This is a genomic window from Mycobacterium sp. IDUB_39 (assembly GCF_055419205.1).
Map to the genome: position 1 here is coordinate 26,233 of NZ_JBVAXF010000014.1, position 24,898 is coordinate 51,130.

General features: G+C 66.6%; 16 protein-coding genes, 2 tRNA genes and 1 pseudogene. 10 read left to right on the forward strand and 9 right to left on the reverse strand.

Going from position 1 to position 24,898, the window contains the following annotated elements; translation table 11 throughout:
* Positions 1–132: 132 nt before the first annotated feature.
* The 4 genes from ACZY0X_RS30320 to ACZY0X_RS30335 are packed head-to-tail and all read right to left on the reverse strand — an operon-like array spanning position 133 to position 4,107.
* Positions 133–933, reverse strand: coding sequence for an ABC transporter permease (locus ACZY0X_RS30320; RefSeq protein ID WP_463775688.1), 801 nt, complete (start codon positions 931–933; stop codon positions 133–135).
* The gene (locus tag ACZY0X_RS30325; RefSeq protein WP_463775690.1) at positions 933–1,799 is read right to left on the reverse strand and encodes an ABC transporter permease; all 867 of its coding nucleotides are present in this window, start codon (positions 1,797–1,799) and stop codon (positions 933–935) included. Before ACZY0X_RS30325 ends, ACZY0X_RS30320 begins: the two co-directional genes overlap by 1 nt.
* Positions 1,796–2,980, reverse strand: coding sequence for an ABC transporter substrate-binding protein (locus ACZY0X_RS30330; protein WP_463775691.1), 1,185 nt, complete (start codon positions 2,978–2,980; stop codon positions 1,796–1,798). Before ACZY0X_RS30330 ends, ACZY0X_RS30325 begins: the two co-directional genes overlap by 4 nt.
* Complete coding sequence (locus tag ACZY0X_RS30335; protein WP_463775693.1) at positions 2,977–4,107, reverse strand: ABC transporter ATP-binding protein; 1,131 nt, start codon at positions 4,105–4,107, stop codon at positions 2,977–2,979. The genes ACZY0X_RS30330 and ACZY0X_RS30335 overlap by 4 nt, the downstream gene beginning before the upstream one ends.
* A gap of 88 nt (positions 4,108–4,195) precedes the next feature.
* On the opposite strand from ACZY0X_RS30335, the gene ACZY0X_RS30340 reads away from it, so the two are divergent.
* From ACZY0X_RS30340 to ACZY0X_RS30365, 6 genes and pseudogenes are all read left to right on the forward strand, one after another.
* A complete protein-coding gene (locus tag ACZY0X_RS30340; RefSeq protein WP_463775694.1) occupies positions 4,196–5,200 on the forward strand; it encodes an NAD-dependent epimerase/dehydratase family protein in 1,005 nt (334 codons plus the stop codon).
* A gap of 289 nt (positions 5,201–5,489) precedes the next feature.
* Positions 5,490–5,861, forward strand: a pseudogene (locus ACZY0X_RS30345) (DUF1906 domain-containing protein); the annotation flags it as partial.
* A 548-nt stretch (positions 5,862–6,409) separates the two neighbouring features.
* On the forward strand, positions 6,410–15,661 hold the full coding sequence (locus ACZY0X_RS30350; RefSeq protein ID WP_463775696.1) for a fatty acid synthase subunit beta domain-containing protein: 9,252 nt from the start codon (positions 6,410–6,412) through the stop codon (positions 15,659–15,661).
* 73 nt (positions 15,662–15,734) lie between these two features.
* Positions 15,735–16,124, forward strand: a complete 390-nt coding sequence (gene acpS, locus ACZY0X_RS30355; RefSeq protein WP_241404274.1) for a holo-ACP synthase AcpS — start codon at positions 15,735–15,737, stop codon at positions 16,122–16,124.
* Between the two features lie 112 nt (positions 16,125–16,236).
* A complete protein-coding gene (locus ACZY0X_RS30360) occupies positions 16,237–17,574 on the forward strand; it encodes a M20/M25/M40 family metallo-hydrolase (RefSeq protein ID WP_463775697.1) in 1,338 nt (445 codons plus the stop codon).
* A 245-nt stretch (positions 17,575–17,819) separates the two neighbouring features.
* Positions 17,820–18,602: a hypothetical protein gene (locus ACZY0X_RS30365; protein WP_463775698.1), complete on the forward strand. Its 783-nt coding sequence runs from the start codon at positions 17,820–17,822 to the stop codon at positions 18,600–18,602.
* Between the two features lie 45 nt (positions 18,603–18,647).
* Here ACZY0X_RS30365 and bcp read toward each other — a convergent pair whose 3' ends face one another.
* Positions 18,648–19,121: a thioredoxin-dependent thiol peroxidase gene (bcp, locus tag ACZY0X_RS30370; protein WP_463775700.1), complete on the reverse strand. Its 474-nt coding sequence runs from the start codon at positions 19,119–19,121 to the stop codon at positions 18,648–18,650.
* A 91-nt stretch (positions 19,122–19,212) separates the two neighbouring features.
* Between bcp and ACZY0X_RS30375 the strand changes: the two genes are divergently transcribed.
* Complete coding sequence (locus ACZY0X_RS30375) at positions 19,213–19,440, forward strand: DUF3618 domain-containing protein (RefSeq protein ID WP_463775702.1); 228 nt, start codon at positions 19,213–19,215, stop codon at positions 19,438–19,440.
* 740 nt (positions 19,441–20,180) lie between these two features.
* Here the strand turns inward: ACZY0X_RS30375 and ACZY0X_RS30380 are convergent.
* Positions 20,181–20,256: transfer RNA gene (locus tag ACZY0X_RS30380), tRNA-Lys, on the reverse strand.
* A gap of 165 nt (positions 20,257–20,421) precedes the next feature.
* Here ACZY0X_RS30380 and ACZY0X_RS30385 point away from each other — a divergent pair.
* Together ACZY0X_RS30385 and ACZY0X_RS30390 are read left to right on the forward strand one after the other, a co-directional pair.
* On the forward strand, positions 20,422–21,645 hold the full coding sequence (locus ACZY0X_RS30385; protein ID WP_463775703.1) for a L,D-transpeptidase: 1,224 nt from the start codon (positions 20,422–20,424) through the stop codon (positions 21,643–21,645).
* Between the two features lie 64 nt (positions 21,646–21,709).
* Positions 21,710–21,886 carry a hypothetical protein gene (locus ACZY0X_RS30390; protein ID WP_463775705.1) on the forward strand — a complete coding sequence of 59 codons (177 nt, stop codon included), beginning with the start codon at positions 21,710–21,712 and terminating at the stop codon, positions 21,884–21,886.
* Positions 21,887–21,925: 39 nt separating this feature from the next.
* On the opposite strand, the gene ACZY0X_RS30395 is transcribed toward ACZY0X_RS30390, so the two are convergent.
* From ACZY0X_RS30395 to orn, 3 genes are all read right to left on the reverse strand, one after another.
* On the reverse strand, positions 21,926–22,183 hold the full coding sequence (locus tag ACZY0X_RS30395; protein ID WP_463775706.1) for a hypothetical protein: 258 nt from the start codon (positions 22,181–22,183) through the stop codon (positions 21,926–21,928).
* Positions 22,184–22,391: 208 nt separating this feature from the next.
* Positions 22,392–22,464, reverse strand: a tRNA-His gene (locus ACZY0X_RS30400).
* A 42-nt stretch (positions 22,465–22,506) separates the two neighbouring features.
* Positions 22,507–23,154, reverse strand: a complete 648-nt coding sequence (orn, locus tag ACZY0X_RS30405; protein ID WP_463775707.1) for an oligoribonuclease — start codon at positions 23,152–23,154, stop codon at positions 22,507–22,509.
* 81 nt (positions 23,155–23,235) lie between these two features.
* Between orn and ACZY0X_RS30410 the strand changes: the two genes are divergently transcribed.
* Positions 23,236–24,813: a helicase HerA-like domain-containing protein gene (locus tag ACZY0X_RS30410; RefSeq protein ID WP_463775709.1), complete on the forward strand. Its 1,578-nt coding sequence runs from the start codon at positions 23,236–23,238 to the stop codon at positions 24,811–24,813.
* Positions 24,814–24,898 lie beyond the last annotated feature (85 nt).

Here is a 24,898-nt window from a genome sequence, read left to right on the forward strand (position 1 = left end):
GTGGCCTAGTGACAGGTGTTTGGGCCAGCGACATAATCCACGCCACAGGGTTTTGTGCGCTGAAAGTGACAGATCGTCGCGAGTTGAGGCGCTATTGCCTTGGTCACAGTGTCCAGCGCGCGTCGCGAGCGATCACACCCGAGTGCCAGCGGGATCGCCGCCAATGCGTTGGGCAAGCCACACGGGGATGACGGCCACGACGGTCAATGCTGCAGCGACCACATTGATGACCGGTGCCTGGTTGGGGCGGAACAGGTTTCCGAATATCCAGATCGGCAACGTCTGAACCGACGGGCCCGCGGTGAACGTGGTCACGACGATCTCGTCGAAGCTCAACGCGAACGCCAGGATGGCGCCGGCGACCAGCGACCCGCGCATCATCGGGAAGGTCACGTACCGGAAAGTCTGCCAGGTCGAGGCTCCGAGATCGGCCGAGGCGTCCTCGAGGTGGGTGCCCAACCGGCGCAGGCGAGCCTGGGTGTTGTTGAACACGATCACGATACAGAACGTCGCGTGGCCGATGATCACGGTGGCCAGGCCCAGGGTGAGTCCGAGCGCGGAGGTGAACGTCGCGTTCAGCGCGATCCCGGTGACGATGCCGGGCAGCGTGATCGGCAGCACCACGAGGAAGCTGATCGTGGTGCGCCCGAAGAAGTCGTAGCGCTGCACGGCGAACGCGGCCATGGTGCCGAGCACCAGTGCGATCGCGGTGGCGCCGAGGCCGACGACTGCCGAGTTCGCCAGCGACGTCCACATTCCCTGGCTGTTGCCCGCCGCCCTCCACCACTGCAATGTGAAGCCGCTGGGCGGAAACGCGAAGGTCCGCGATGAGTTGAACGCGTTGACGACCACCAGGATCATCGGCGCGTACAGGAAGACCAGGACCAGTGCGCTCCACGCTCGCAGGCTGCGACGTGCGTTGCGGGACAACATCAGACGTTCTCCAACGCGCCCGTGCGTCGCATCGCGAGCAGGTAGCCGATGATCGCGAGCAGCGGGATGATCGACAGTGCGGCCGCCAGCGGCTGATTGTTGGCGGTGACGAGTTGTCCGTAGATCACGTTGCCCAGTAGCTGAGTCTTGCCGCCCACGATCGTCACGGCGATGTAGTCGCCGAGTGACAGCGAGAACGTGAAGATCGATCCCGCGGCGATACCGGGGAACACGATGGGCGCCATCACCATTCGCATGGTGGAGAAATCAGAGGCGCCGAGATCGGAACTCGCGTCGATCAACGAGTCGGGCAGCCGTTCGAAGGCGGCGAACACCGGGATCACCATGTAGGGCAGCCACAGATAGCTCAGCGTGATGACCGTGGCGGTCAGCCCATAGCCCGGTGTGTGACCGGTGGCCCACGCCATGGGGCCCTCGGGGGACAGCATCATTCGCCACGCGTACGCCTTCACGAGATAGCTGGCCCACAGCGGTGTCGTGACGGCGACGACCAGCAGCAACCGAAGCCGCGGGGAGGCCACCTTCGCCATGTACAGCGCCAGCGGCACCGCGAGGACGGCACAGATGACTGTCACCAGCAGCGCAACGCCGACGGTGCGCAATGTGACAACGCGGAACAGGTCATCGGTGAGCACGCGCACAACGTTGTCGGTGGTGACCGTGTGCACGACCGCCCCGGTGAACGAGTCGGTGGTCCAAAATGCCGAGACCAACAGCACCGCAAGCGAACCCAGGTACGCGAGAGTGAGCCAGCCCAGCGGCGGAATCAGCAGTAGGGCCAGCCCGACCCGCCGCCCGAACCCCTCGGGCGGCACACGCGCCGGGTCGGGGCCGGCTGGCCTCACCCCTTGATCTGCTGCCACTTGTCGACCCACTCGTCGTAGGTCGTGCAGTCGTCGCCCTTTCCGTTGACGCACTTCTTCTGCGGTGTGGTCCAGTAGTGGATCTGCGACGCGAACTTCTCGTCAGTCGCGTGGTAGATGTCGCAGAAGTCCTTGTCGGTGGTGAACTCACAGGCCTTCGTCTGCGCCGGTGCCTCGCCGAAGTACTCGGCGACCTCGGCGTTGACCTCGGGTGAGGTGATCCAGTTCATCCACTTGTACATGCAGTTGGGGTGGGCGGCCTTGGCCGCGACCATCCAGGTGTCCGACCAGCCCGTGGACCCCTCCTTGGGCAGCACGGTGTTGACCTGGACTCTGTTGTCCGCGCCGATGCTGTTGGCGATCACCTGCCAGGTCGTCCCGATCACCGACGTGCCCGACTCGAAGGCCTGGACCTCCTTGGTGTAATCCGACCAGTACTCGCTGACGTTCTCCCGTTGCGCCTTGAGCAGCTCGACGGCCGCGTCGAGTTGCTCGGAGGTCAGCGAGTACGGGTCCTCGATGCCCAACTCCGGCTTGGTCTTCGACAGGTACAGCGCGGCGTCGGCGATGTAGATCGGCGAGTCGTAGGCAGTCACCTTGCCCTTGTACTTACCCGCGTCGGTGAACACCGCCGCCCAGGAGTTGGGCGCGTCGCGCACGACGTCGACGTTGTACATCAACAGGTTCGCCCCCCAGCCGTGCGGGATTCCGTACATCTGGCCGTCGACCGAGTTCCATGGCCGGTCCTTGAGAAACCCGGTGATGGTCTCGTAGTTGGGCACCAAGGAGGTGTTGACCGGGGCGACGTCCCCCGCGTAGATCAAGCGCAGGGTGGCGTCACCGGACGCCGAAACACCGTCGTATTGGCCGGTTCTCATCAGCTGAACCATCTCGTCGGAGGTGTTGCCGAGCTTGACGTTGACCTGGCACCCGGTCTCCTTCTCGAAGGGGGTGACCCAGTTGGCGGTGGGATCGTTGGAGCCGTCCTCGGCATAGCCCGCCCAGGTAACCAGGTTCAGTTCGCCCTCGCCGTCACCGAGGGCGCTGAGTGGCTCGAGTTTGGGCGGTGTCTGACCGCCGCCCTCCTGCGCTCCGGAGCATCCGACCATCAGCGCCGCACATGCGGTGATGATCAGGCCGAGCTTGATCGCGTGTGACTTCATGGGCGCTCCTCGGGTTGGTGGTCGGGAGTCACCTCGGAGAGGTGATGTACGGCGTCCTCGGGCCAGGCCAAGGTGACCGGTGCGCCGTGGTCGAGGTTGTCGGGCAGCGTGGCGGCCGCGTTGAGCACGGTGGCGGTCAGCGTCGTTCCCGCGGCGGCGACCGCGGCGACCCTGGTGGTCGACCCGCCGTAGATGACCTCGGCGACAGTGGCTTCCACCGTGCGTGTGCCGGGTGGGCCGATACCGCCGGGTGGCAGGACGGCGATCCTCTCTGGGCGCACGGCGAACGAGCCGGAGCGGCCGAGCAGGGTGCGGGCCGCGTCCCCGTCCAGCACATTGGACGTGCCGACGAAGTCGGCGACGAACCGATTCGCGGGATGCTCGTAGACCTCGCGGGAACTCCCGATCTGCTCGATGTGGCCGTCGTTGAAGACGGCGAGCCGGTCGCACAGGGTCAGCGCCTCGTCCTGATCGTGCGTCACGATGACGAAAGTGATGCCGACGTCGCGTTGAATCGCCTTGAGTTCCAACTGCATCTGTTCGCGAAGCTTGAGATCGAGTGCGCCGAGCGGCTCATCCAGCAGTAGCACCCGCGGGCGGCCGACGAGCGCGCGAGCCAACGCCACGCGTTGACGTTGGCCGCCTGAGAGCCGGGCCGGGTGTCGCGGTGCGAGGTCGGTGAGGCGCACCATGTCCAGTGCGTCCACGGTGCGACGGCGACGTTCGGTCCTCGGCACGCCGCGGACCTTCAGTCCGTACTCGACGTTCTGGGCGACGGTCATGTGGGGGAACAGTGCGTACTCCTGGAACACCGTGTTGACGTCGCGGCGGCGCGCGGGGAGGGCGGTGACGTCGGCGCCACCGAGGCGGATCGTGCCCGCGGTGGGTTCCTCGAAACCCGCGATCATTCGCAGCACGGTGGTCTTGCCCGAACCCGACGGGCCGAGGATCGCGAACAGTTCGCCGTCGTGGACGCTCAGGTCGGCACCCGCCACGGCGATGACCTCCGCGCCGCGTCGGCTGCTCCGGTCGCGGAACACCTTGCGCACACCGACAAGTTCGATCTGCGGACTGGGCGACGCCGCACGCACTGCCGCACGGTGGGCGGCGATGGGTCCAGAGGACATGGCTGATCCTATGAATTCCCGCGCGCCGTCGCAGCGGCATTGCGGATTCCACGGGTGTTGAGCGGTCGCACAGCTAGGCTCGCTCACCATGCCTGGACAACGCGCGCCGCGACAGATGAAGAAACTCGTGATCGGCGCCAGTGGCTTTGTCGGCTCGCACGTCGTGCGGCGGCTGGTGGCCGACGGGGAAGACGTTCGCGTGATGTTGCGAAAGACGAGTTCCACCAAGGGGATCGATGACCTCGCGGTCGAACGCTGCTACGGAGACCTCTTCGACGACGATGCGCTTAGGGCGGCCATGGCCGGCTGCGATGTTGTGTACTACTGCGTCGTCGACGCCCGGATGTGGCTGCGCGACCCGGCGCCGCTGTTCCGCACCAACGTCGAGGGACTCCGGCATGTGCTCGACGTTGCGGTTGAGGCCGGCCTGTCGCGGTTCGTCTTCACCAGCACCGCCGGCACGATGGCGATCAGCGAAGGTACGCCGGTGACGGAGGAGGATCCGCACAACTGGGATGACGGCGGCCCGTACATCGAGGCCCGGGTGGCGGCCGAGGACCTCGTCCTGCGCTACGCGCGGGAGCGGGGCCTGCCAGCGGTGGCCATGTGCATCTCGACCACGTACGGACCGGGGGATTGGGCGCCCACGCCGCACGGCGGCCTGATCGCACGCGTCGCCGCGGGCCGGTTCCCCTTCTATTTGGGGTTCTCGTCGGAGGTGGTGGGGATCGAGGATGCGGCTCGGGCCATGGTCCTGGCGGGCGAACACGGCCGGGTGGGGGAGCGCTACATCATCTCCGACCGCTATCTCAGCACCAAGGAGGTGCATCGGATCGCTGCCGAGGCCGTCGGTGTCCGCGCGCCCCGCATCGGCGTGCCGGTGGCGGTTCTGCTCGCCGCGTCGCGTCTCAACGATCTGGCGGCACGAGTGCTGCGGCGCGATCTGCCGTTCGCGAGGGCGGGAGTGAAGATGGCCGACCTGATGTCACCGCTGGATCACCGCAAAGCCGAGCAAGAGCTTGGTTGGGTGCCGCGGCCGGTCGAGGAGTCCATTGCGGCGGCGGCGAGATTCTTCCGGGATCAGCAAGCCTGACGCCGACGGCGGGCCGGGGCGCCGGGCCGCCGCGCGGATGCTCGCCGCATGCCGCGAGCGCCCGAACGCGCGTGGGAGATCTGGGATTCTTGATACAGATGTGACCGGTGGCGTTAATGAGAAGCATGGTGCATCTGTCCCACTCTGGGACTCATGTCAGTGTCTCGGGCTGACGTACTGAAGTGCGTCGCCGCAGCGCCGGCAGTTCTGGGAATCGGTGGTGCGCTGACGGCGTTGTCGTCGGCCCTCGCCTCGCCAACTGCCACGGCCGCGCCGCTGGGGATCCTGCGTGCTGCACGCCAAACGGGGTTGGGAGCTGCACGTCGCGGCGGGCGGGTCATTCGGTGCGCCGATTTACACCTCGATCGACGATGACCCCACCTATGAGCAGTACAAGGCGCAGGTTGCCCCTTGTCTGCGCGGCTGGGAATCGGTGATCGGGCATCAGCGCACCGGCGTGTACGCCAACTCGAAGACCATCGAGTGGGCGGTGCAGGACGGCCTCGAGGCGTACTTCTGGCAGCACAACCGGGGATCGCCAAAGGGGCTGGTCCATCCGGCGGCGCATCTGCACCAAGTGGAGATCGACACTCGCAAGGTGGGCGGTATCGGTGTGGACATCAACCACATCCTCAAGCCGGCCTTCGGTCAGTGGGACTGACACTCGCCGATGAGTGAGTAACGGCACTTACTGATGAGTAGGTAACTACAGCAAACTAATCCTCGCCGCGAGAGCCGACGGGTCGACACGTCGACCCGATCTGCCGCCGTTCGGCTGGCCGCCGCGAGACGCTTTCACCGCCGCGAAATGAACATAACGATTCGATAACAATACTGCTGTGATCTGCGGAGTTATAGCTACTCGACCGTAACCACTCGCATGCAGGACATTTGTCACGGAAGGCTCACGGGCGCTCGGAAGACCGCGTTATCCAATCCTGGGTTACTTGAGCGTAGAACTCGCCAGTAACCATTTGGGGCCCGAAACTGGTCCTAGGCCTTATGACACTCTTAGTACGGCTGGCCCGTTGCGGGGCTACCGGAAGATGTCTGGCCGAGCGCCCAAGATCTGGGTGACGCTGGACGGCCGAAGACGGTGCCAGCCGAGATTCGACGCCGAATCACCCCGACCTCGCAGGGTAGCGAGGTCCACGAGACGACCCGCCGCAGACGAAGTGATACGCGCGAGACAGCGCACGAGGAGAAGACGTGACGATCAACGAACACGACCGAGTGTCCACCAGCCGCAATGGCGAGGTGAGTGACAGGTCGTCCTCGGCCCACAGTGCGCACGCCCTGGTCGATCTCCTGAACGCCGGTGAACCCTATGCCGTCGCCTTCGGTGGTCAGGGCGGCAACTGGCTGGAGAACCTCGAGGAACTGATCAGCTCGGCGGGCATCGAGTCCGAACTGAGCGAGGTCGTCGGCGAGGCCGCACTGCTGCTCGAGCCCGTCGCGCGTGAGCTGGTCGTCGTGCGGCCGATCGGCTTCGAGCCGATGCAGTGGGTTCGCGCACTGGCCGCCGATGAGCCGTTGCCGACCCCCAAGCAGCTCATCACCGCCGCGATCTCGGGTCCGGGCATCCTTCTCAGCCAGATGGCCGCAATACGCGCTGTGACGCGCCAGGGGCTCGATCTGGCGGGCACCCCGCCGGTCGCCATGGCAGGTCACTCGCAGGGCGTCGTCGCTGCGGAGGCGCTCAAGGCCGGTGGCAGCCGCGATGCCGAACTGCTGGCGCTCCTTCAGCTCATCGGCGCGGCCGGCTCGCTGGTGTCCCGACGCCGGGGAATGGTGGGCCGCGGTGACAAGTCGCCGATGGTGTCGGTGACCAACGCCGACCCCGAGCGCATCGTCGAGCTGTTGGAGGATTTCTCCACCGACGTTCGCACGGTTCTGCCGCCCGTCTTGTCGATCCGGAACGGCCGGCGCTCGGTGGTCATCACCGGGACGCCCGAACAGCTGGCTCGATTCGAGCTGTACTGCAGCAAGATCACCGAGCGCGAGGAGGCCGAGCGCAAGAACAAGACGCGCGGCGGCGCAGTCTTCAGCCCGGTGTTCCACGGCATTCAGGTCGAGGTGGGCTTCCACACGCCTCGGCTGGCGGACGGCGTGGAGGTTGTCACCAACTGGGCGGCCCGCACGGGTATCGACCCGGAGCTCGCGCGCTTCCTGACGGAGTCGATCTTCGTCAAGCCGATCAACTGGGTCGGCGAGGTCGAGCGTCTGCACGAGGCCGGCGCCAAGTGGATCATCGACCTCGGCCCGAGCGACACCCTGACCCGGTTGACCGCACCTGTGATCCGCGGACTCGGTGTCGGCATCGTCCCTGCCGCGACCCGCGCCGGTCAGCGCAGCCTGTTCACCGTCGGGGCCGCCCCCGAGGTGGCACCCGCGTGGTCGAGCTACGCACCGTCCGCCGTGACGTTGCCCGATGGCTCGGTCAAGCTCTCGACCAAGTTCACTCGCCTCACCGGCCGCTCGCCGATCCTTCTGGCGGGTATGACGCCGACAACGGTCGACGCCAAGATCGTCGCGGCCGCCGCCAACGCCGGCCACTGGGCCGAGCTCGCCGGTGGCGGTCAGGTCACCGAGCCCATCTTCGATGCCCGCATCGAGGAACTCACTCAGCTGCTCGAGCCCGGCCGGGCCGTGCAGTTCAACTCGCTGTTCCTCGACCCGTACCTGTGGAAGCTGCAGCTGGGTGGAAAGCGCCTGGTGCAGAAGGCCCGTCAGTCGGGCGCGCCGATCGACGGCGTCGTGGTCACCGCGGGCATCCCCGAACTCGAAGAGGCCGTGGACCTCATCGAGGAACTCAACGGCATCGGTATCAGTAACGTCGTGTTCAAGCCGGGCACCGTCGAGCAGATCAAGTCGGTCATCAAGATCGCCGCCGAGGTGCCCGACCGCGAGGTCATCGTGCACATCGAGGGCGGCCGCGCCGGAGGCCACCACTCCTGGGAGGACCTCGACGACCTCCTGGTCTCGACCTACGGTGACCTCCGCAAGGGCTCCAACATCACGATCTGCGTCGGTGGCGGCATCGGTACCCCGGAGCGGGCCGCCGACTACCTGTCCGGCCGCTGGGCCACGCAGTACGGCTTCCCCCTGATGCCGGTCGACGGCATCCTCGTCGGCACCGCGGCAATGGCAGCGCTCGAGGCCACCACCTCGCCTGCGGTCAAGCAGATGCTCGTCGAGACCTGTGGCACCGACCACTGGGTGTCCGCCGGAAAGGCCCAGGGCGGCATGGCTTCCGGGCGCAGCCAGCTCGGTGCCGACATCCACGAGATCGACAACGCCGCATCACGCTGCGGTCGCCTGCTCGATGACGTCGCCGGTGACGCCGACGCCGTCGCCGAGCGCCGCGACGAGATCATCGCCGCGATGGGCGTCACGGCCAAGCCGTACTTCGGTGACGTCGACGACATGACGTTCCTGCAGTGGCTGCAGCGCTACGTCGAGTTGGCGATCGGCGACGGCGACAGCACCGCCGACACCCGCAACGGTGACTCGCCCTGGCTGGACATCAGCTGGCGCGACCGCTTCGAGGAGATGCTCAAGCGGGCCGAGGCGCGTCTGCACCCGGCCGACTCGGGTCCCATCCCGACGCTCTTTGGCGCTGATGCCGAAGGCGAAGCGCTGCTGGAGGATCCGCAGGCCGCCATCGCCGCACTGCTGGCGCAGTACCCCGACGCAGAGACCGTCAAGCTGCACCCCGCCGACGTGCCGTTCTTCATCACGCTGTGCAAGACGCTCGGCAAGCCGGTCAACTTCGTGCCCGTCATCGACAAGGACGTGCGGCGCTGGTGGCGCAGCGACTCGCTGTGGCAGGCGCACGACGCCCGGTACACCGCCGACCAGGTCTGCATCATCCCCGGCACCCAGGCTGTCGAGGGCATCACGCGCGTCGACGAGCCGATCGGCGAACTGCTCGACCGCTTCGAGCAGGCGTCGATCGATGAGGCAGTCGCACTGCTGGCGCAAAAGGGTGAGACGCCGGTTGCCGTGGTGTCGCGCCGTCAGGCCCGTGCCGACGTCGTCGGCCCGCTGGCCGTCGTCCTCGACTCACCCGACGTCCTGTGGGCGGGTCGCACCGCGATCAACCCGGTGCACCGCATCGGGGAGCCCAGCGAGTGGCAGGTCAACGAGAACCGTTCCGCCACACACCCATCGACGGGTGCGCGCCTGGAACTGGCCGACGGCCAGGTCACGCTGAGCGTGCCGCTGTCCGACATCTGGATCACCATCCGGTTCACCCTCGGTGAGGTCACCGTCGACGGTGGCATGCCTGTGGTCACCACCGAGGACGCATCCGCAGCGATGCGCGCCGTGCTGGCCATCGCGGCCAATGTAGATGGCCCCGAGGCGCTTCCGCCGGTCGTCAACGACAGCACCACCGTCACGGTCAGCTGGGATCCGGAGGAGGTCGCCGACCACACCGGCGTCACCGCCACCTTCGGCGCACCGTTGGCCCCCGGCCTGACCCTGGTGCCCGACGCATTGGTCGGTCGCTGCTGGCCCGCGGTGTTCTCCGTCATCGGGTCCGCTCTCACCGAGGCCGGCTTCCCGGTCGTCGAGGGCCTGTTGAGCCTGGTCCACCTCGACCATGCCGCACACCTGCTGGCACCCATGCCGAAGACGAAGGCCGAACTCACCGTCACCGCAACGGCTTCCGCGGCGATCGACACCGAGGTCGGACGCGTGGTGCCGGTCGACGTCGTCATCACCGACGCCGAGGGCACCGAACTCGCCAAGCTGCAGGAGCGGTTCTCGATCCTGGGCCGCAGTGGCCCGGCCGAGCTGGCCGACCCGCCGCGCGCAGGTGGTGCGATCACCGATAACGCCACCGACACACCACGGCGTCGCCGCCGCGACGTGTCCGTCACCGCCCCCACCGATATGAGGGCGTTCGCGGTGGTGTCCGGGGACCACAACCCGATTCACACCGACCGGGCCGCCGCACTGCTGGCCGGTCTGAAATCGCCCATCGTGCATGGCATGTGGCTGTCCGCGGCCGCGCAGCACGTCGTCACCGCCACGGACGGCCAGGCCACCCCGCCTGCCCGCCTCGTCGGTTGGACGTCGCGCTTCCTGGGCATGGTGCTTCCGGGTGACGAGATCGAGTTCCGCGTCGACCGGGTCGGTATCGACCGGGGCGCCGAGATCATCGAGGTCACCGCGAAGGTCGACAACGAGCTGGTCATGGCGGCGAGCGCGCAGCTCGCGGCGCCCAAGACCGTGTACGCCTTCCCCGGCCAGGGCATTCAGCACAAGGGCATGGGCATGGAGGTCCGCGCCCGGTCCAAGGCTGCCCGCAAGGTGTGGGACGACGCCGACAAGTTCACCCGCGACACGCTGGGCTTCTCGGTGCTGCACGTGGTGCGCGACAACCCGACGAGCCTCATCGCCAGCGGTGTGCACTACCAGCATCCCGAGGGCGTGCTGTTCCTGACGCAGTTCACCCAGGTGGCGATGGCCACGGTCGCGGCGGCCCAGGTCGCCGAGATGCGCGAGCAGGGTGCGTTCGTCGAGGGTGCCATCGCCTGCGGTCACTCCGTCGGTGAGTACACCGCGCTGGCGTGTGTGTCCGGCGTGTACTCGCTGGAGGGCCTGCTGGAGGCTGTGTTCCACCGCGGTAGCAAGATGCACGACATCGTGCCGCGCGACGCACAGGGACGGTCCAACTACCGCCTGGCGGCGATCCGGCCGTCACAGATCGACCTGCCCGATGACGACGTGAACGACTTCGTCGAGCAGATCGCCGAGCGCACGGGCGAATTCCTGCAGATCGTGAACTACAACCTGCGTGGCTCGCAGTACGCGATCGCCGGCACCGTCCGCGGTTTGGAGGCGCTGGAGGAAGAGGTCGAGCGCCGTCGGGAGATCAGCGGTGGCAAGCGGTCATTCATCCTGATCCCCGGTATCGACGTGCCGTTCCACTCGCTGGTGCTGCGCGTTGGCGTCGACGACTTCCGGCGTGCGCTGCAGCGCGTGCTGCCCGAAGACACCGATCCGGCGCTGGTGGTCGGGCGCTACATCCCCAACCTGGTGCCGCGGCCGTTCACCCTGGACCGCGACTTCATCCAGGAGATCCGCGATCTGGTGCCCGCCGAGCCGCTCGACGAGGTGCTCGCCGACTACGACACCTGGATCAACGAGAAGCCGTGGGAGCTGTGCCGCCTGCTCGTCATCGAGCTGTTGGCCTGGCAGTTCGCCAGCCCGGTGCGGTGGATCGAGACCCAGGACCTGCTCTTCATCGAGGAGGCCGCAGGCGGTCTCGGTATGGAGCGCTTCGTCGAGATCGGTGTGAAGTCGGCGCCGACCGTCGCGGGTCTGGCGACCAACACCCTCAAGCTGCCGGAGTACTCGCACAACACCACTGAGGTGCTCAACGCCGAGCGTGACGCCGCCGTGCTGTTCGCGACCGACACCGATCCGGAGCCCGACGACGACGAGCCCGCCGCCGCGGCGGCCCCGGTCACCGAGGCGGCCCCGACCGAGGCCGCACCCGCGGCGCCGGTCGCACCCGCCGCCCCCAGCGGCGGCCCGCGCCCCGACGACATCGTGTTCGACGCCGCCGACGCCACCGTGGCGCTCATCGCGCTGTCGGCCAAGATGCGTATCGATCAGATTGAGGCGCTGGACTCCATCGAGTCCATCACCGACGGGGCGTCGTCCCGCCGCAACCAGCTGCTCGTCGACCTCGGCTCCGAGCTGAATCTCGGCGCCATCGACGGTGCCGCTGAGGCCGATCTTGCCGCGCTCAAGGGGCAGGTCTCCAAGCTCGCGCGTACCTACAAGCCGTTCGGTCCCGTCCTCAGCGACGCGATCAACGACCAGCTGCGCACGATCCTCGGGCCGTCCGGCAAGCGCCCGGCATATCTGACCGAGCGGGTCACCAAGACCTGGGAACTCGGACCGGGCTGGGCCAAGCACGTCACCGTCGAGGTGGCACTGGGCACCCGCGAGGGATCCAGCGTCCGCAGCGGCTCCCTGGGCGGACTGCACGACGGTGCCCTGGCCGATGCCGCAGCGGTGGACAAGGTCGTCGACGCCGCAGTCTCGGCTGTCGCCGCGCGCAAGGGCATCGCGGTGTCCCTGCCGTCGGCGGGCGGTGGGGCCGGTGGCGTTGTTGACTCGGCAGCACTGAATGAGTTCGCCGAGAAGGTCACCGGGCGCGACGGCGTGCTCGCGTCGACTGCCCGAATGATCCTCGGACAGCTCGGCCTGGACAACCCGGTCAGTGCCCCCGACGCCACCGACACTGAACTGATCGATCTGGTCACCGCCGAACTCGGTTCGGACTGGCCGCGTCTGGTCGCCCCGGCGTTCGATGGCCGCAAGGCTGTGCTGTTCGACGACCGGTGGGCCAGTGCGCGTGAGGATCTCGCGCGGCTGTGGCTGACCGACGAGGGTGATATCGACACCGACTGGGAGCGGCTGTCCGAGCGCTTCGAGGGTGCCGGACACGTCGTGGCCACCCAGGCCAACTGGTGGCAGGGCAGGGCGCTCGCCGCGGGACGCAACGTCCACGCGGCGCTCTACGGCCGTGCCGCTGCGGGAGCGGAGAACCCCGACAACGGCCGCTACACCCAGGAGATCGCCGTTGTCACCGGTGCATCGAAGGGGTCAATCGCTGCGTCCGTCATCGGGCAGCTGCTCAACGGTGGCGCCACGGTCATCGCCACCACCTCCAAGCTGAACGACGACCGGCTGGCGTTCTACCGCACGCTCTACCGGGACAACGCTCGCTTCGGTGCTCAACTGTGGGTGGTGCCGGCCAACATGGCGTCCTACTCCGATATCGACGCACTCGTCGAGTGGGTGGGCAACGAGCAGATCGAAAGCGTTGGGCCGCAGGCGATCCACCTCAAGGACGCACTCACCCCCACACTGCTGTTCCCGTTCGCGGCGCCGCGCGTGGCCGGTGACCTGTCGGAGGCCGGTTCGCGCTCCGAGATGGAGATGAAGGTCCTGCTGTGGGCCGTTCAGCGTCTCATCGGCGGGCTGTCGCACATCGGTGCCGAGCGCGATATCGCCGCACGCCTGCACGTTGTGCTGCCGGGATCGCCCAACCGCGGCATGTTCGGCGGTGACGGTGCCTACGGCGAGGCGAAGGCCGCGCTGGACGCGGTGGTGTCCCGGTGGAAGGCCGAGACGTCGTGGGCGCAGCGGGTTTCGCTGGCACACGCGCTGATCGGCTGGACTAAGGGCACCGGCCTGATGGGTCACAACGACGCCATCGTCGGCGCGGTCGAAGAGGCGGGTCTGACCACCTACTCGACCGAGCAGATGGCGTCGATGCTGCTCGACCTGTGCGATATCGAGTCCAAGGTCGCCGCGGCGCGTGAGCCGCTGACGGCCGATCTGACCGGCGGGCTCGGTGAGATCGAGATCGACATGGCCGAACTCGCGGCCAAGGCGCGCGAGGAGGCCTCGGCCGAGGCGCCGCAGGACGACGATGACGTCCCGACCGGCACCATCTCGGCACTGCCGTCGCCGCCGCGCGGCTACACCTCGGCTCCGCCGCCCGCGTGGGCTGACCTGGACGTCGATCCCGCCGATCTGGTGGTTATCGTCGGTGGTGCCGAGCTCGGGCCCTACGGCTCGTCGCGGACCCGCTTCGAGGTCGAGACCTCCGGTGAGCTGTCGGCCGCAGGCGTGCTGGAACTGGCCTGGACCACGGGCCTGGTCAAGTGGGAGGACGACCCGAAGCCGGGTTGGTACGACACGCAGACCGGCGACATGGTCGACGAGGGCGAACTGGTGGAGCGCTACCACGACGCCGTCATCGAGCGGGTCGGCATCCGCGAGTTCGTCGATGACGGTGCGATGCCTGCCGATCACGGTGCACCGCTGCTGGTCTCGGTGTTCCTCGACAAGGACTTCACCTTCGTGGTGTCCTCGGAGGAGGAGGCGCGGGCATTCGCGCAGTTCGATCCCGAGCACACGGTCATCGCACCCGCACCCGAGGGCTCCGACTGGAAGGTCACCCGCAAGGCGGGCACCGAGATCCGGGTGCCTCGCACGGTGAAGCTGTCCCGCAGCGTCGGTGCGCAGATCCCCTCCGGGTTCGATCCGACCGTCTACGGCATCGGCCAGGAAATGGCCGGATCGATCGACCGCGTGGCGCTGTGGAACCTCGTCACGACGGTGGACGCGTTCCTGTCGTCCGGGTTCACCCCGGCCGAGCTGATGCGCTGGGTGCACCCCAGCCTGGTGGCCAGCACGCAGGGCACGGGCATGGGCGGCATGACGTCGATGCAGCGGATGTACCACGGCAACCTGCTGGGCGTGAACAAGCCGAACGACATCCTGCAGGAGGTTCTGCCGAACGTCTTCGCAGGCCACGTCGTGCAGTCGTATGTGGGCAGCTACGGCGCGATGATCCACCCCGTCGCGGCATGCGCGACGGCGGCGGTGTCGGTCGAGGAGGGCGTCGACAAGATCAAGCTGGGCAAGGCTCAGTTCGTGGTCGCCGGTGGTTACGACGATCTGACGCTGGAGGCGGTCATCGGGTTCGGTGACATGTCGGCCACCGCCGAGACCGACACGATGCGGGCCAAGGGCATCAGCGACTCCAAGTTCTCCCGCGCCAACGACCGGCGCCGGTTGGGCTTCGTGGAGTCTCAGGGCGGCGGCACGATTCTGCTGGCCCGTGGTGACCTCGCGCTGGCCATGGGTCTGCCGGTGCTCGCGGTCGTGGGCTACGCGTCATCGTTCGGTGATGGCGTCCACACGTCGATCCCCGCACCGGGTCTGGGCGCGCTGGCCGCAGGCCGTGGCGGCCGGGAGTCGGAGCTGGCTCGCTCGTTGGCGAAGCTCGGCGTCGGCGCGGACGATATCGCCGTGGTGTCCAAGCACGACACGTCGACGTTGGCCAACGACCCCAACGAGACGGAGCTGCACGAGCGGCTCGCGGCGGCGATGGGACGTTCGGCGGGTGCGCCGCTGTTCATCGTCAGCCAGAAGAGCCTCACCGGTCACAGCAAGGGTGGTGCGGCGGCGTTCCAGATGATGGGCATGTGCCAGATGCTGCGCGACGGCGTGATTCCGCCGAACCGCAGCCTGGACTGTGTCGATGACGAGCTGGCCCACGCCTCGCACTTCGTGTGGGTGCGCGAGACCCTGCATCTGGGCGAGAAGTTCCCGCTCAAGGCCGGTCTGGTGACGAGCCTCGGGTTCGGTCACGTGTCGGGCCTCGTCGCGCTGGTGCACCCGGAGGCCTTCCTGAGGTCGCTGACCGCTGAGCAGCGCGAGGACTACCGTCGTCGCGCGGGTGAGCGCGTGCTGAACGGTCAGCGCAGGCTGGCGTCGGCGATTGCCGGCGGGCCCGCGCTGTACGAGAAGCCCGCTGACAGGCGCTTCAACCACGACTCGCCGGAGAAGCGGCAGGAGGCCGACATGTTGCTCGACCCGACGTCGCGCCTCGGCGAGGACGGTTGGTACACGCAGCGATGAGGGCACGTGCCTGGAACGCGGTGACGGTGAGTGCGTGCGCGGGCAGCCGCACGCGGTGCGGTAGCTTCTGCGCGTGAGCATCGTTGGGGTCGGCATCGACCTGGTCAACATTCCGGATTTCGCTGAGCAGGTCGATCAGCCGGGCACTGTGTTCGCTGAGACGTTCACGCCGGGGGAGCGCCGCGACGCCGCGGACAAGAGTTCGTCGGCGGCGCGGCACCTCGCGGCGCGTTGGGCGGCCAAGGAGGCCGTGATCAAGGCGTGGTCGGGTTCGCGGTTCAGCAAGCGGCCCGTGCTGCCAGAGGGCATCCACCGCGACATCGAGATCGTCACCGACATGTGGGGGCGGCCCAAGGTGCGGCTGTCGGGCGCAATCGCTGAACACCTCAAGGATGTGACGATCCATCTGTCGCTGACACACGAGGCGGATACCGCAGCCGCGGTCGCCGTCCTGGAGTCCTAGCCAGCCCACTGCCTGCCTTCCCGCGACCGCGCGTGTCTGCGGGCGACACGCCGCGTTCGAACCGGAGATTGCGCACGCTCGCCGAATGGTGGAAGCGACTAACGTCGTTCTCATGAGTGATCTGGTCGATCGGGTCCGTGAACTTCTGCCATCGGTGCGAGCCGACCTCGAGGATCTGGTGCGGATCGAGTCCGTGTGGGCCGATCCGGCGCGTCGTGACGAGGTCCAGCGCAGCGCGGAGGCCGTGTCGAAGTTGTTGTCGGATGCGGGCTTCGGCGATGTGCGGATCGTCAGCGAGGGCGGAGCGCCCGCCGTGATCGCGCACCACCCCGCGCCGCCGGGTGCGCCGACGGTTCTGCTGTACGCCCATCACGACGTGCAACCCGAAGGCGATCGTGCGCAGTGGAACTCACCGCCGTTTGAGCCAACTGAGCGTGACGGACGCCTCTACGGGCGTGGTACCGCAGACGACAAGGCCGGGATCGCAACGCATCTGGCGGCGTTCCGGGCGCACGGCGGGAATCCGCCGGTGGGCGTCACGGTGTTCGTGGAGGGGGAGGAGGAGTCCGGCTCGCCGTCGCTTGGCGCGCTGCTGGCCGCCCATCGGGAGGCGCTGGCCGCCGACGTGATCGTGATCGCCGACTCCGAGAACTGGAGCATCGACATCCCGTCCCTGACGGTGTCGCTGCGGGGACTGGCCGACTGTGTTGTGGAGGTCGCGACGCTCGACCACGGTCTGCACTCCGGGCTGTGGGGCGGGGTGGTGCCCGACGCGCTCACCGCGCTGGTGCGGCTGCTGGCCAGCCTGCATGACGATGACGGCAACGTGGTGGTGGACGGTCTGCACGAGGGGGTGGCCGCCGACGTCGACTACCCGGCCGGCCGGGTCCGCGCCGAATCGGGTCTGCTCGACGGGGTCTGCGAGATCGGTTCCGGCTCAGTCGTTCAACGGCTCTGGGCCAAGCCGGCCATCACCGTCATCGGCATCGACACCACGCCGATAGCGTCCTCGTCGAACACCCTGATCCCGCGTGCACGGGCGAAGGTCAGCATGCGGGTGGCCCCCGGCGGTGACGCGCGTGCGCACCTCGCGGCCCTGACCCGGCACCTGGAGGCGCACGCACCGTGGGGTGCGCACGTCACCGTGACGCCGGGTGACGTGGGTCAGCCCTACGCCATCGACGCCGCGGGGCCGGTCTATGACGCGGCGCGGGCGTCGTTCCGGGAGGCGTGGGGACGCGATCCGATCGATATGGGGATGGGCGGATCGATTCCGTTCATCGCCGAGTTCGCCAACGCCTACCCCGACGCCAGAATTCTGGTCACCGGCGTCGAGGATCCAGGGACCCAGGCGCACAGCATCAACGAGAGCCTGCACCTCGGGGTGCTGGAGCGCGCGGCCATCGCCGAGGCGCTGCTGCTGGAGGCGCTGGTGCCGTGCCACGGTTAAGCCGCTAGGACAACCACTGCGGATCAAAGACAGCGGGTTCAACTCAAGCAGTAGGTGCCGACTCCGGTTGGTCGGGTATCCCGACGAACTCGGGCCAGTCGCAGATCGAATGGCGCAGAGAGCGTTGGTCACTCGCAGGCCCTGCGATCCCCTACGGAGGGCCTCCGCGGCTGAAACGCTTCGAGTACGTCATCGCGAGGCGATGATGGCCCGTCTGGGGCAGCAAATATTGCTAGTGTGCGTCGATGGGTCGGGGAAGTCGGCGTGGATCGCAGAAAGACGTTTTCGAGCGCGCGAAAGAGGAAACAGAGTCGAAGCCGGAACATTCACGGCCTTCGTGGCATAAAGAACTCAGTATCGCGCTAATTGCTGCGCTCGCAGTTCTAGTTTCCGGTGCGGTGTCTGCATTCGTTTCCTGGCAGACAAGCAACAACAGTCTTGCATGGCAAAGTTCGGCCCAGGCCGCTGAGGAGGAGTCGGCGACGAAAGCCTACCTCCGGGACGCCAGGCAAAAAGTCTATACCGATGTCTTGAGAGCTACGGTTGACCTGGCCGACGCACTCGCCGCGATCGGCAGGTCGGCCCAATTGGCAAGCGCCGAGGGGAAACCCGTGCCCAACAGCCTCTTCGACGCGTTCGTGGTGTCATCGGACGCGTACCAAACCGCGGTGGTACCACTCCATATTCTTGGGTCCACTGAAACGCAACGTGCCGCGTCTGTAGTGGCGTCTCAGCTCTTTGTCTTGGCTCCAGAAATAGGAAAATTCCGCTGGAATCAATCAAAAATGCCGGCTGATTCGTTGCGTCACAACTCGGACGTTCTAGTCTACAAAATTGGCAAGTACAGTGCTGACTCTGCTCCGTTCACAATGGACCTCCTTCAGCGGATGCGCACCGATCTAGGGGTCCCCGGTAACCAATTCGGGCTAGAGCAGATGCAGGACGTTGCTGCCAAGCTTGGTGACGAGTTCCTACCGCCTGATCCGGGGCCGGCCGCAGCGCCGCCATCGAGCGGGCCGCCAAGATAACTGGCGGCACACTCGACTGGAGGCGCTGGGTGGCGAGGCCGGGCGCTAGACCGAGATGTCGCGTCGAAGCTTGGCGACGTGCCCGGTGGCCTTCACGTTGTACTGTGCGACCTCGATGTTGCCCTTCTCGTCGACGACGAACGTCGACCGGATGACGCCCTGAACGGTCTTGCCGTACATCGACTTCTCGCCGAACGCGCCCCATGCCGTCAGCACCTCACGGCTTGGGTCGGACAGCAGGGGGAACGTCAGCTCCTCGTTGTCACGGAACTTGGCGAGCTTCTCGGGCTTGTCGGGGGAGATGCCGACGACATCAAGGCCGGCCTCGTTCAGTTCGGACAGGCTGTCCCGGAAGTCGCACGCCTGCTTGGTGCACCCTGGCGTGGAGGCTGCCGGGTAGAAGTAGACGATCACCTTGCGGCCCTTGAAGTCGCTCAGTTTGACCGTGTTGCCGTCGGCATCGGACAGGCTGAACGCGGGCGCTTTGGCGCCTACCTCCAGGCGGGGCGTCGGTGACATTCGGGATCCCTTCTGGTTGGCCGTGCGCGGCGTCGCGGATCGGCTCAACTAGGGTAGATCGACAAGGCGTAGGCAAGGTGAAGGGGCTGACGTGGCGGACAGGGATCCCGACGACATCAAGCAGGAGATCGACAAGGCCCGCGATCAGTTGGCCTTGACTGTGGACGCACTCGCCGAGCGGGCCAATCCCAGCCGCATCGCCGACGATGTCAAGGCCGGTGTTCTCGAATTCGTGAAGAAGCCCGCGGTGGCAGTGTCCATCGCCGGGCTGGGCACGATCGTCCTCGTTGTGTTCATCCGGCGGATCAAGAACCGCTGACGTCCGCGGGTCGCTGCGTCAGCGGCGGCGGAGCCGGAACAGATCGGTGAATGAGAATCGCGGCGGATTCGCCGTGCGTCCAAGCCGACTGCAGTTGTAGACCACCACAACGCTTTGCGCTGCGGCTTCGTGCTGTGCCTCGACGACGGGTGGGAGAGTCGAGGTCGTGGCAACAGATGTTGTCATCTAGCTAATTCCTCGCTTCCCTCTCGATCGTTACTCGATGTCTAGCTCGCGGACTCTTCAGCTAACTTCAGCTTAGCAGTCCGTACCCACCGCGGTGGTATTCAAAACTTCCAGAAACACCTGTTCGCGAAGTTTGTCAGTCTGTGACGCGTTTCCTGCGACCCTTGAAAAGTGACACATTTGGCGATTCCAGCACACCACCAGAATGCTTGCTGGCTAGCGTCGACAGCAATTTACCATGACGTCAGTCGCAATGCGTGGGGGATAGCCAGAACTGCATCGTCGCGACGGTTTGCGCCGTCGCGATCGCGTCAGCCGACGCCGAGTTGGCTGGTAGCGGGGTGGCCGATCGATTCCTCGCCTGTCCGAGACGTTGAACTTCGCTGCCGTCGCAACGGGGCGAGGAGTTGCTCGGGTGCTGATCTTGAGCGCCGACACGTGTGAGCTACCTCATCAGCGTTCAGCCCGGTTGCGGATCGGCGTGGAACCCGGCGACCGTGGGAGCCGAAACTGCCCTGAAACCACAAAAGCCGCAGGGTCTCTGCGGCTTTCGGTGGTGCGCCGTCAGGGTTTCGAACCCCGGACCCGCTGATTAAGAGTCAGCTGCTCTACCAACTGAGCTAACGGCGCGCGTGGAAGACGATAACAGGCGACTGCGGCGCAGATGAAATCCGCATGTCAGACAAACCAGGACGCGTGTAACGATCGCGCCCCTGTCGGCGGTTTCCCTTAGACTACTGCCAAGTAGTGCAACCCCCTGGTCCCGTCCAAACCCCGTTGTGAGGTGCAGTAGTCATGTGGCGAGTCCATTCGGTGGCCCGTCCGCGTCGGAGGTTGACGAGGGTGGCAGCACTCCTGGTCATACCGGCCGCTGTATTTGGCCTGAGCGCGTGCAGCGGTTCGCCCGCCGCCCCGTCGCAGCAGCAGACCATCACCGACAAGGGAACGCCCTTCGGGGATCTTCTGGTGCCCAAGCTCACCGCGTCGGTGACCGACGGTGCCGTCGGTGTCACGGTCGACGCTCCGGTGACGGTGAGCGCTGAGGACGGCGTCCTGGGCGCGGTCAGCATGACCGACGAGGACGGCGCCCCGGTCGCCGGTCGGCTCAGTCGTGACGAGCTGACGTGGACCACCACCGATCCGCTGGACTACAACGCGCGGTACACGCTGAGCGCGCAGTCTCTGGGGCTTGGCGGCGTCACCACGCGCTCGATGACGTTCCAGACACACTCGCCCGACAACCTCACCATGCCGTACGTGTCACCGGCCGACGGCGAGGTCGTCGGTGTCGGGCAGCCGGTCGCGGTCCGCTTCGACGAGAACGTCCCGAACCGTCGCGCCGCCGAGGCGGCCATCAAGGTCACGACCAAGCCGGCCGTCGAGGGTGCCTTCTACTGGCTGAACAACCGCGAGGTGCGCTGGCGCCCCGCGGCCTACTGGAAGCCGGGCACCACGGTCGATGTGGCCGTCAACACCTACGGCGTGGACCTCGGGGACGGACTGTTCGGTCAGGAGAACGTCACCACGCACTTCACCATCGGTGACGAGGTGATCGCGACGGCAGACGACAGCACCAAGATCCTGACCATCCGGCGCAACGGTGAGGTGGTCAAGACGATGCCGATCTCGATGGGCAAGAACAGCACGCCCACCGACAACGGCACCTACATCATCGGCGACCGGCTCTCGCACATGGTGATGGACTCCTCGACGTATGGCGTGCCGACGAACTCGCCCAACGGATACCGCACCGAGGTCGACTGGGCCACCCAGATGTCCTACAGCGGTATCTACGTGCACGGTGCGCCGTGGTCGGTGGGCAGCCAGGGCTACAGCAATGTGAGCCACGGCTGCCTCAACGTCAGCACGAGCAATGCGAAGTGGTTCTACGAGAACACCAAGCGTGGCGACATCGTCGAGGTGTCCAACACGGTCGGTTCACGGCTGTCGGGAACCGAAGGACTCGGTGACTGGAACATCCCCTGGTCGCAGTGGAAGGCCGGCAACGCCAACCTCTGACCCTCGAGCGTCACGACGGTCGCACTTCCGCGACATGTCAGTGGCTCGCGGAATCATGTTGAGCATGAGCATCGACAACGAGCTGCTGCGGTCACTCAGCCATCACCCTGCGACTGGACCGCGATTGGTTGAGTACGTGGTCACCGGCAAGTGGGCCAAGCCCAAGGTGGACCTTGCCTTGGCGGACTCAGACGCACCCGCAAGCGGTGACCGCCCGCCAGCGTCACTGCTGTGGCGGTAGGTGACCACGAACTGCCGTGGCGCGACGCCTATCTCACCGTCAATGCCCAGAGACCTGGCCGGGTTCCCACGCTGGTGAGTTGTGCACCTGGTCGGCTTGGATGCCGTCGTCGTCGGCGATAGCGGTCACGCCACCTCCTTCGTGAACTTCGACGAGTTCGTCGTAGGTCCCCGTATCGGGTGATGGTGTTGCCACGGCTTGGCCGAGACCGCCAAACACGGCGAAACCAGCCAGGCCGATCGCCAAACTACTTGCGGCAAACAACTTCTTTGTGGTGCTGGAGACGTGCTCCTTCACGGTATTACCCCCCGGTAGAACCCCCCGACCAGCCAAAACGGCAGGCCGTTCTGTTGAAGCTCTGTCCATCCCACGCCGATTCCACGCGCACGTCAATAGTTAGCAAACTATCCGACGCGCTGGGGGATCAAGGGGTGCCCGGACGTGCGACATGCCGTCCCGGGGAATGCAAAAGGTGGGAGGGCGAAAACGCCCTCCCACCTGTTTGGGTGGCTGACGGGACTCGAACCCGCGACAGCCAGGATCACAACCTGGTGCTCTACCAACTGAACTACAGCCACCATTGCTGCTGTGTCGTCTCCGGCACTGCAGCGACGTCGATACTAGCCTCTCGGAGGCTCAGTCGCCGAATCAGATATCGCCTGCCCGTTGCCCGGCGGACCCAATTCGGCGGCCACCGCGGCGATGTCGCTGGTGGAGGGGCCTGGCTCTGTGACGAACGCAGTGCGGCGGTAGTACTTCAGTTCCCGGATCGACTCATGGATGTCGGCCAGCGCGCGGTGCGACAGCCCCTTCTCGGGCTGACCGAAGTAGATCCTCGGGTACCAGCGGCGGCACAGCTCCTTGATCGAGCTGACGTCGATCATCCGGTAGTGCAGGAACCCGTCGAGGACGGGCATGTCCCTGGCGATGAATCCGCGGTCGGTGGAGATCGAATTACCGCACAGCGGTGCGGTGTTCGGCTGTTTGACGTGACTTCGGATGTAGTCCAGGACCATCGCCTCGGCGGTGGCCAGATCCGTTGTGGACCTGCGCACCTCCTCGGTGAGGCCGGACTTGCGGTGCATCGTGGCGACCACCTCGACCATGCCGTCCAATGCGGCATCGTCGGCGTGGATCACCACGTCCACCCCGTCTCCGAGGACGTTCAACTCGGCATCGGTCACCAACGCCGCGATCTCTATGAGTCGGTCCGACCCCAGATCGAGGCCAGTCATCTCACAGTCGATCCAGACCAGTTCGTCACGCACAGCGGTCCACAGTATTCCCACGGCCGACGTGCGCCCGACAACACCCACCGAACGCCGGGGTTGACACGTTAGGGTCGGCGCATGACGACGGAATCGACCGCCACCCCCGCGCAGCAGATAGCCGCTGGTTACGTCGGCGAGGGACCCGCTCTGGAACTCGGCACAGTCGTCGTCGACGGCGTGGTCGACCCGGCCGCGCAGGTGCGGATTCCGCTGGCGACGGTGAACCGGCACGGCTTGGTGGCCGGTGCCACCGGTACCGGCAAGACCAAGTCGCTTCAGGTGATCGCCGAGCAGCTGTCGGCGGCGGGTGTGCCGGTCCTGATGGCCGATGTGAAGGGCGACCTGTCCGGGCTGTCCCGCCCGGGCGAGCCAGGAGAGAAGACCACCCAGCGGGCCGCCGACACCGGGGACAGCTGGACGCCCACGGCCTATCCGGTCGAGTTCCTGTCACTGGGGACCAGCGGCATCGGCGTGCCGGTGCGCGCCACGATCACCAGCTTCGGCCCGATCCTGCTGTCGAAGGTGTTGGACCTCAACGCCACCCAGGAATCCACGCTGGGGCTCATCTTTCACTGGGCCGACCAGAAGGGCCTGTCGCTGCTGGACCTGAAGGATCTGCGCGCGGTGATCCAGTACCTGACCAGTGACGAGGGCAAGCCCGAGCTCAAGGCGCTTGGCGCGGTGTCACCCGCGACCGCCGGGGTCATCCTGCGCGCGCTGGTCAACCTCGAGGCCGAGGGCGCGGACACGTTCTTCGGCGAACCCGAACTCGAACCCAAGGACCTGATCCGCTTCGACGCCCAGGGCCGCGGTGTCATCACGCTGCTGGAACTGGGCACGCAGGCGGCGCGGCCGGTGATGTTCTCCACGTTCCTGATGTGGGTGCTGGCCGACCTGTTCACCACCCTGCCCGAGGTCGGCGATGTCGAGAAGCCGAACCTGGTGTTCTTCTTCGACGAGGCGCACCTGCTGTTCAACGACGCGTCCAAGGCCTTCCTCGAACAGGTCGAGCAGACCGTCAAGCTGATCCGCTCCAAGGGCGTCGGCGTGTTCTTCTGCACCCAGCTGCCGACCGATATCCCCAACAACGTGCTCAGCCAGCTCGGCGCCCGAATCCAGCACGCCCTGCGGGCGTTCACACCGGACGACCAGAAGGCGCTCACCAAGACCGTGCGGACCTACCCGAAGACGTCCGTCTACGACCTGGAGGAGGCGTTGACCTCACTGGGAATCGGCGAGGCGATCGTCACCGTGCTGTCGGAGAAGGGTGCGCCGACCCCGGTCGCGTGGACCCGGATGCGCGCGCCGCGCTCGCTGATGGACACCATCGGCAACGACGCCATCGCCGCGGCCGCCAAGGCGTCCCCGCTGCAGGCCGAGTACGGCCAGACCATCGACCGCGAGTCCGCCTACGAGCGACTCAACGCGCGCGTCGCCGAACCGGAGACCACCGAGCTTCCGCCGCCTGTGCCGACAGCCGCTGCTGGCGGCGCGAGCGCCTCGGGACAGGTCAAGGTCAGACAGGTCACCGAGCCCGGCATGCTGGACAAGATGATGAGCAGTCCGGCGTTCAAGAGCGCTATGCGTTCGGCGGGCACCGTCATCGGCCGCGAGATCACCCGCAGCATCTTCGGCACCGGACGGCGCAAGCGCTGACCGCTCGCCGGTGCCGTCGAGATAGCGCTCACGGTGACGAAGTGCGAGTAGCCGCGTCCGTCAGTGCTATCTCAACGACGGCAGC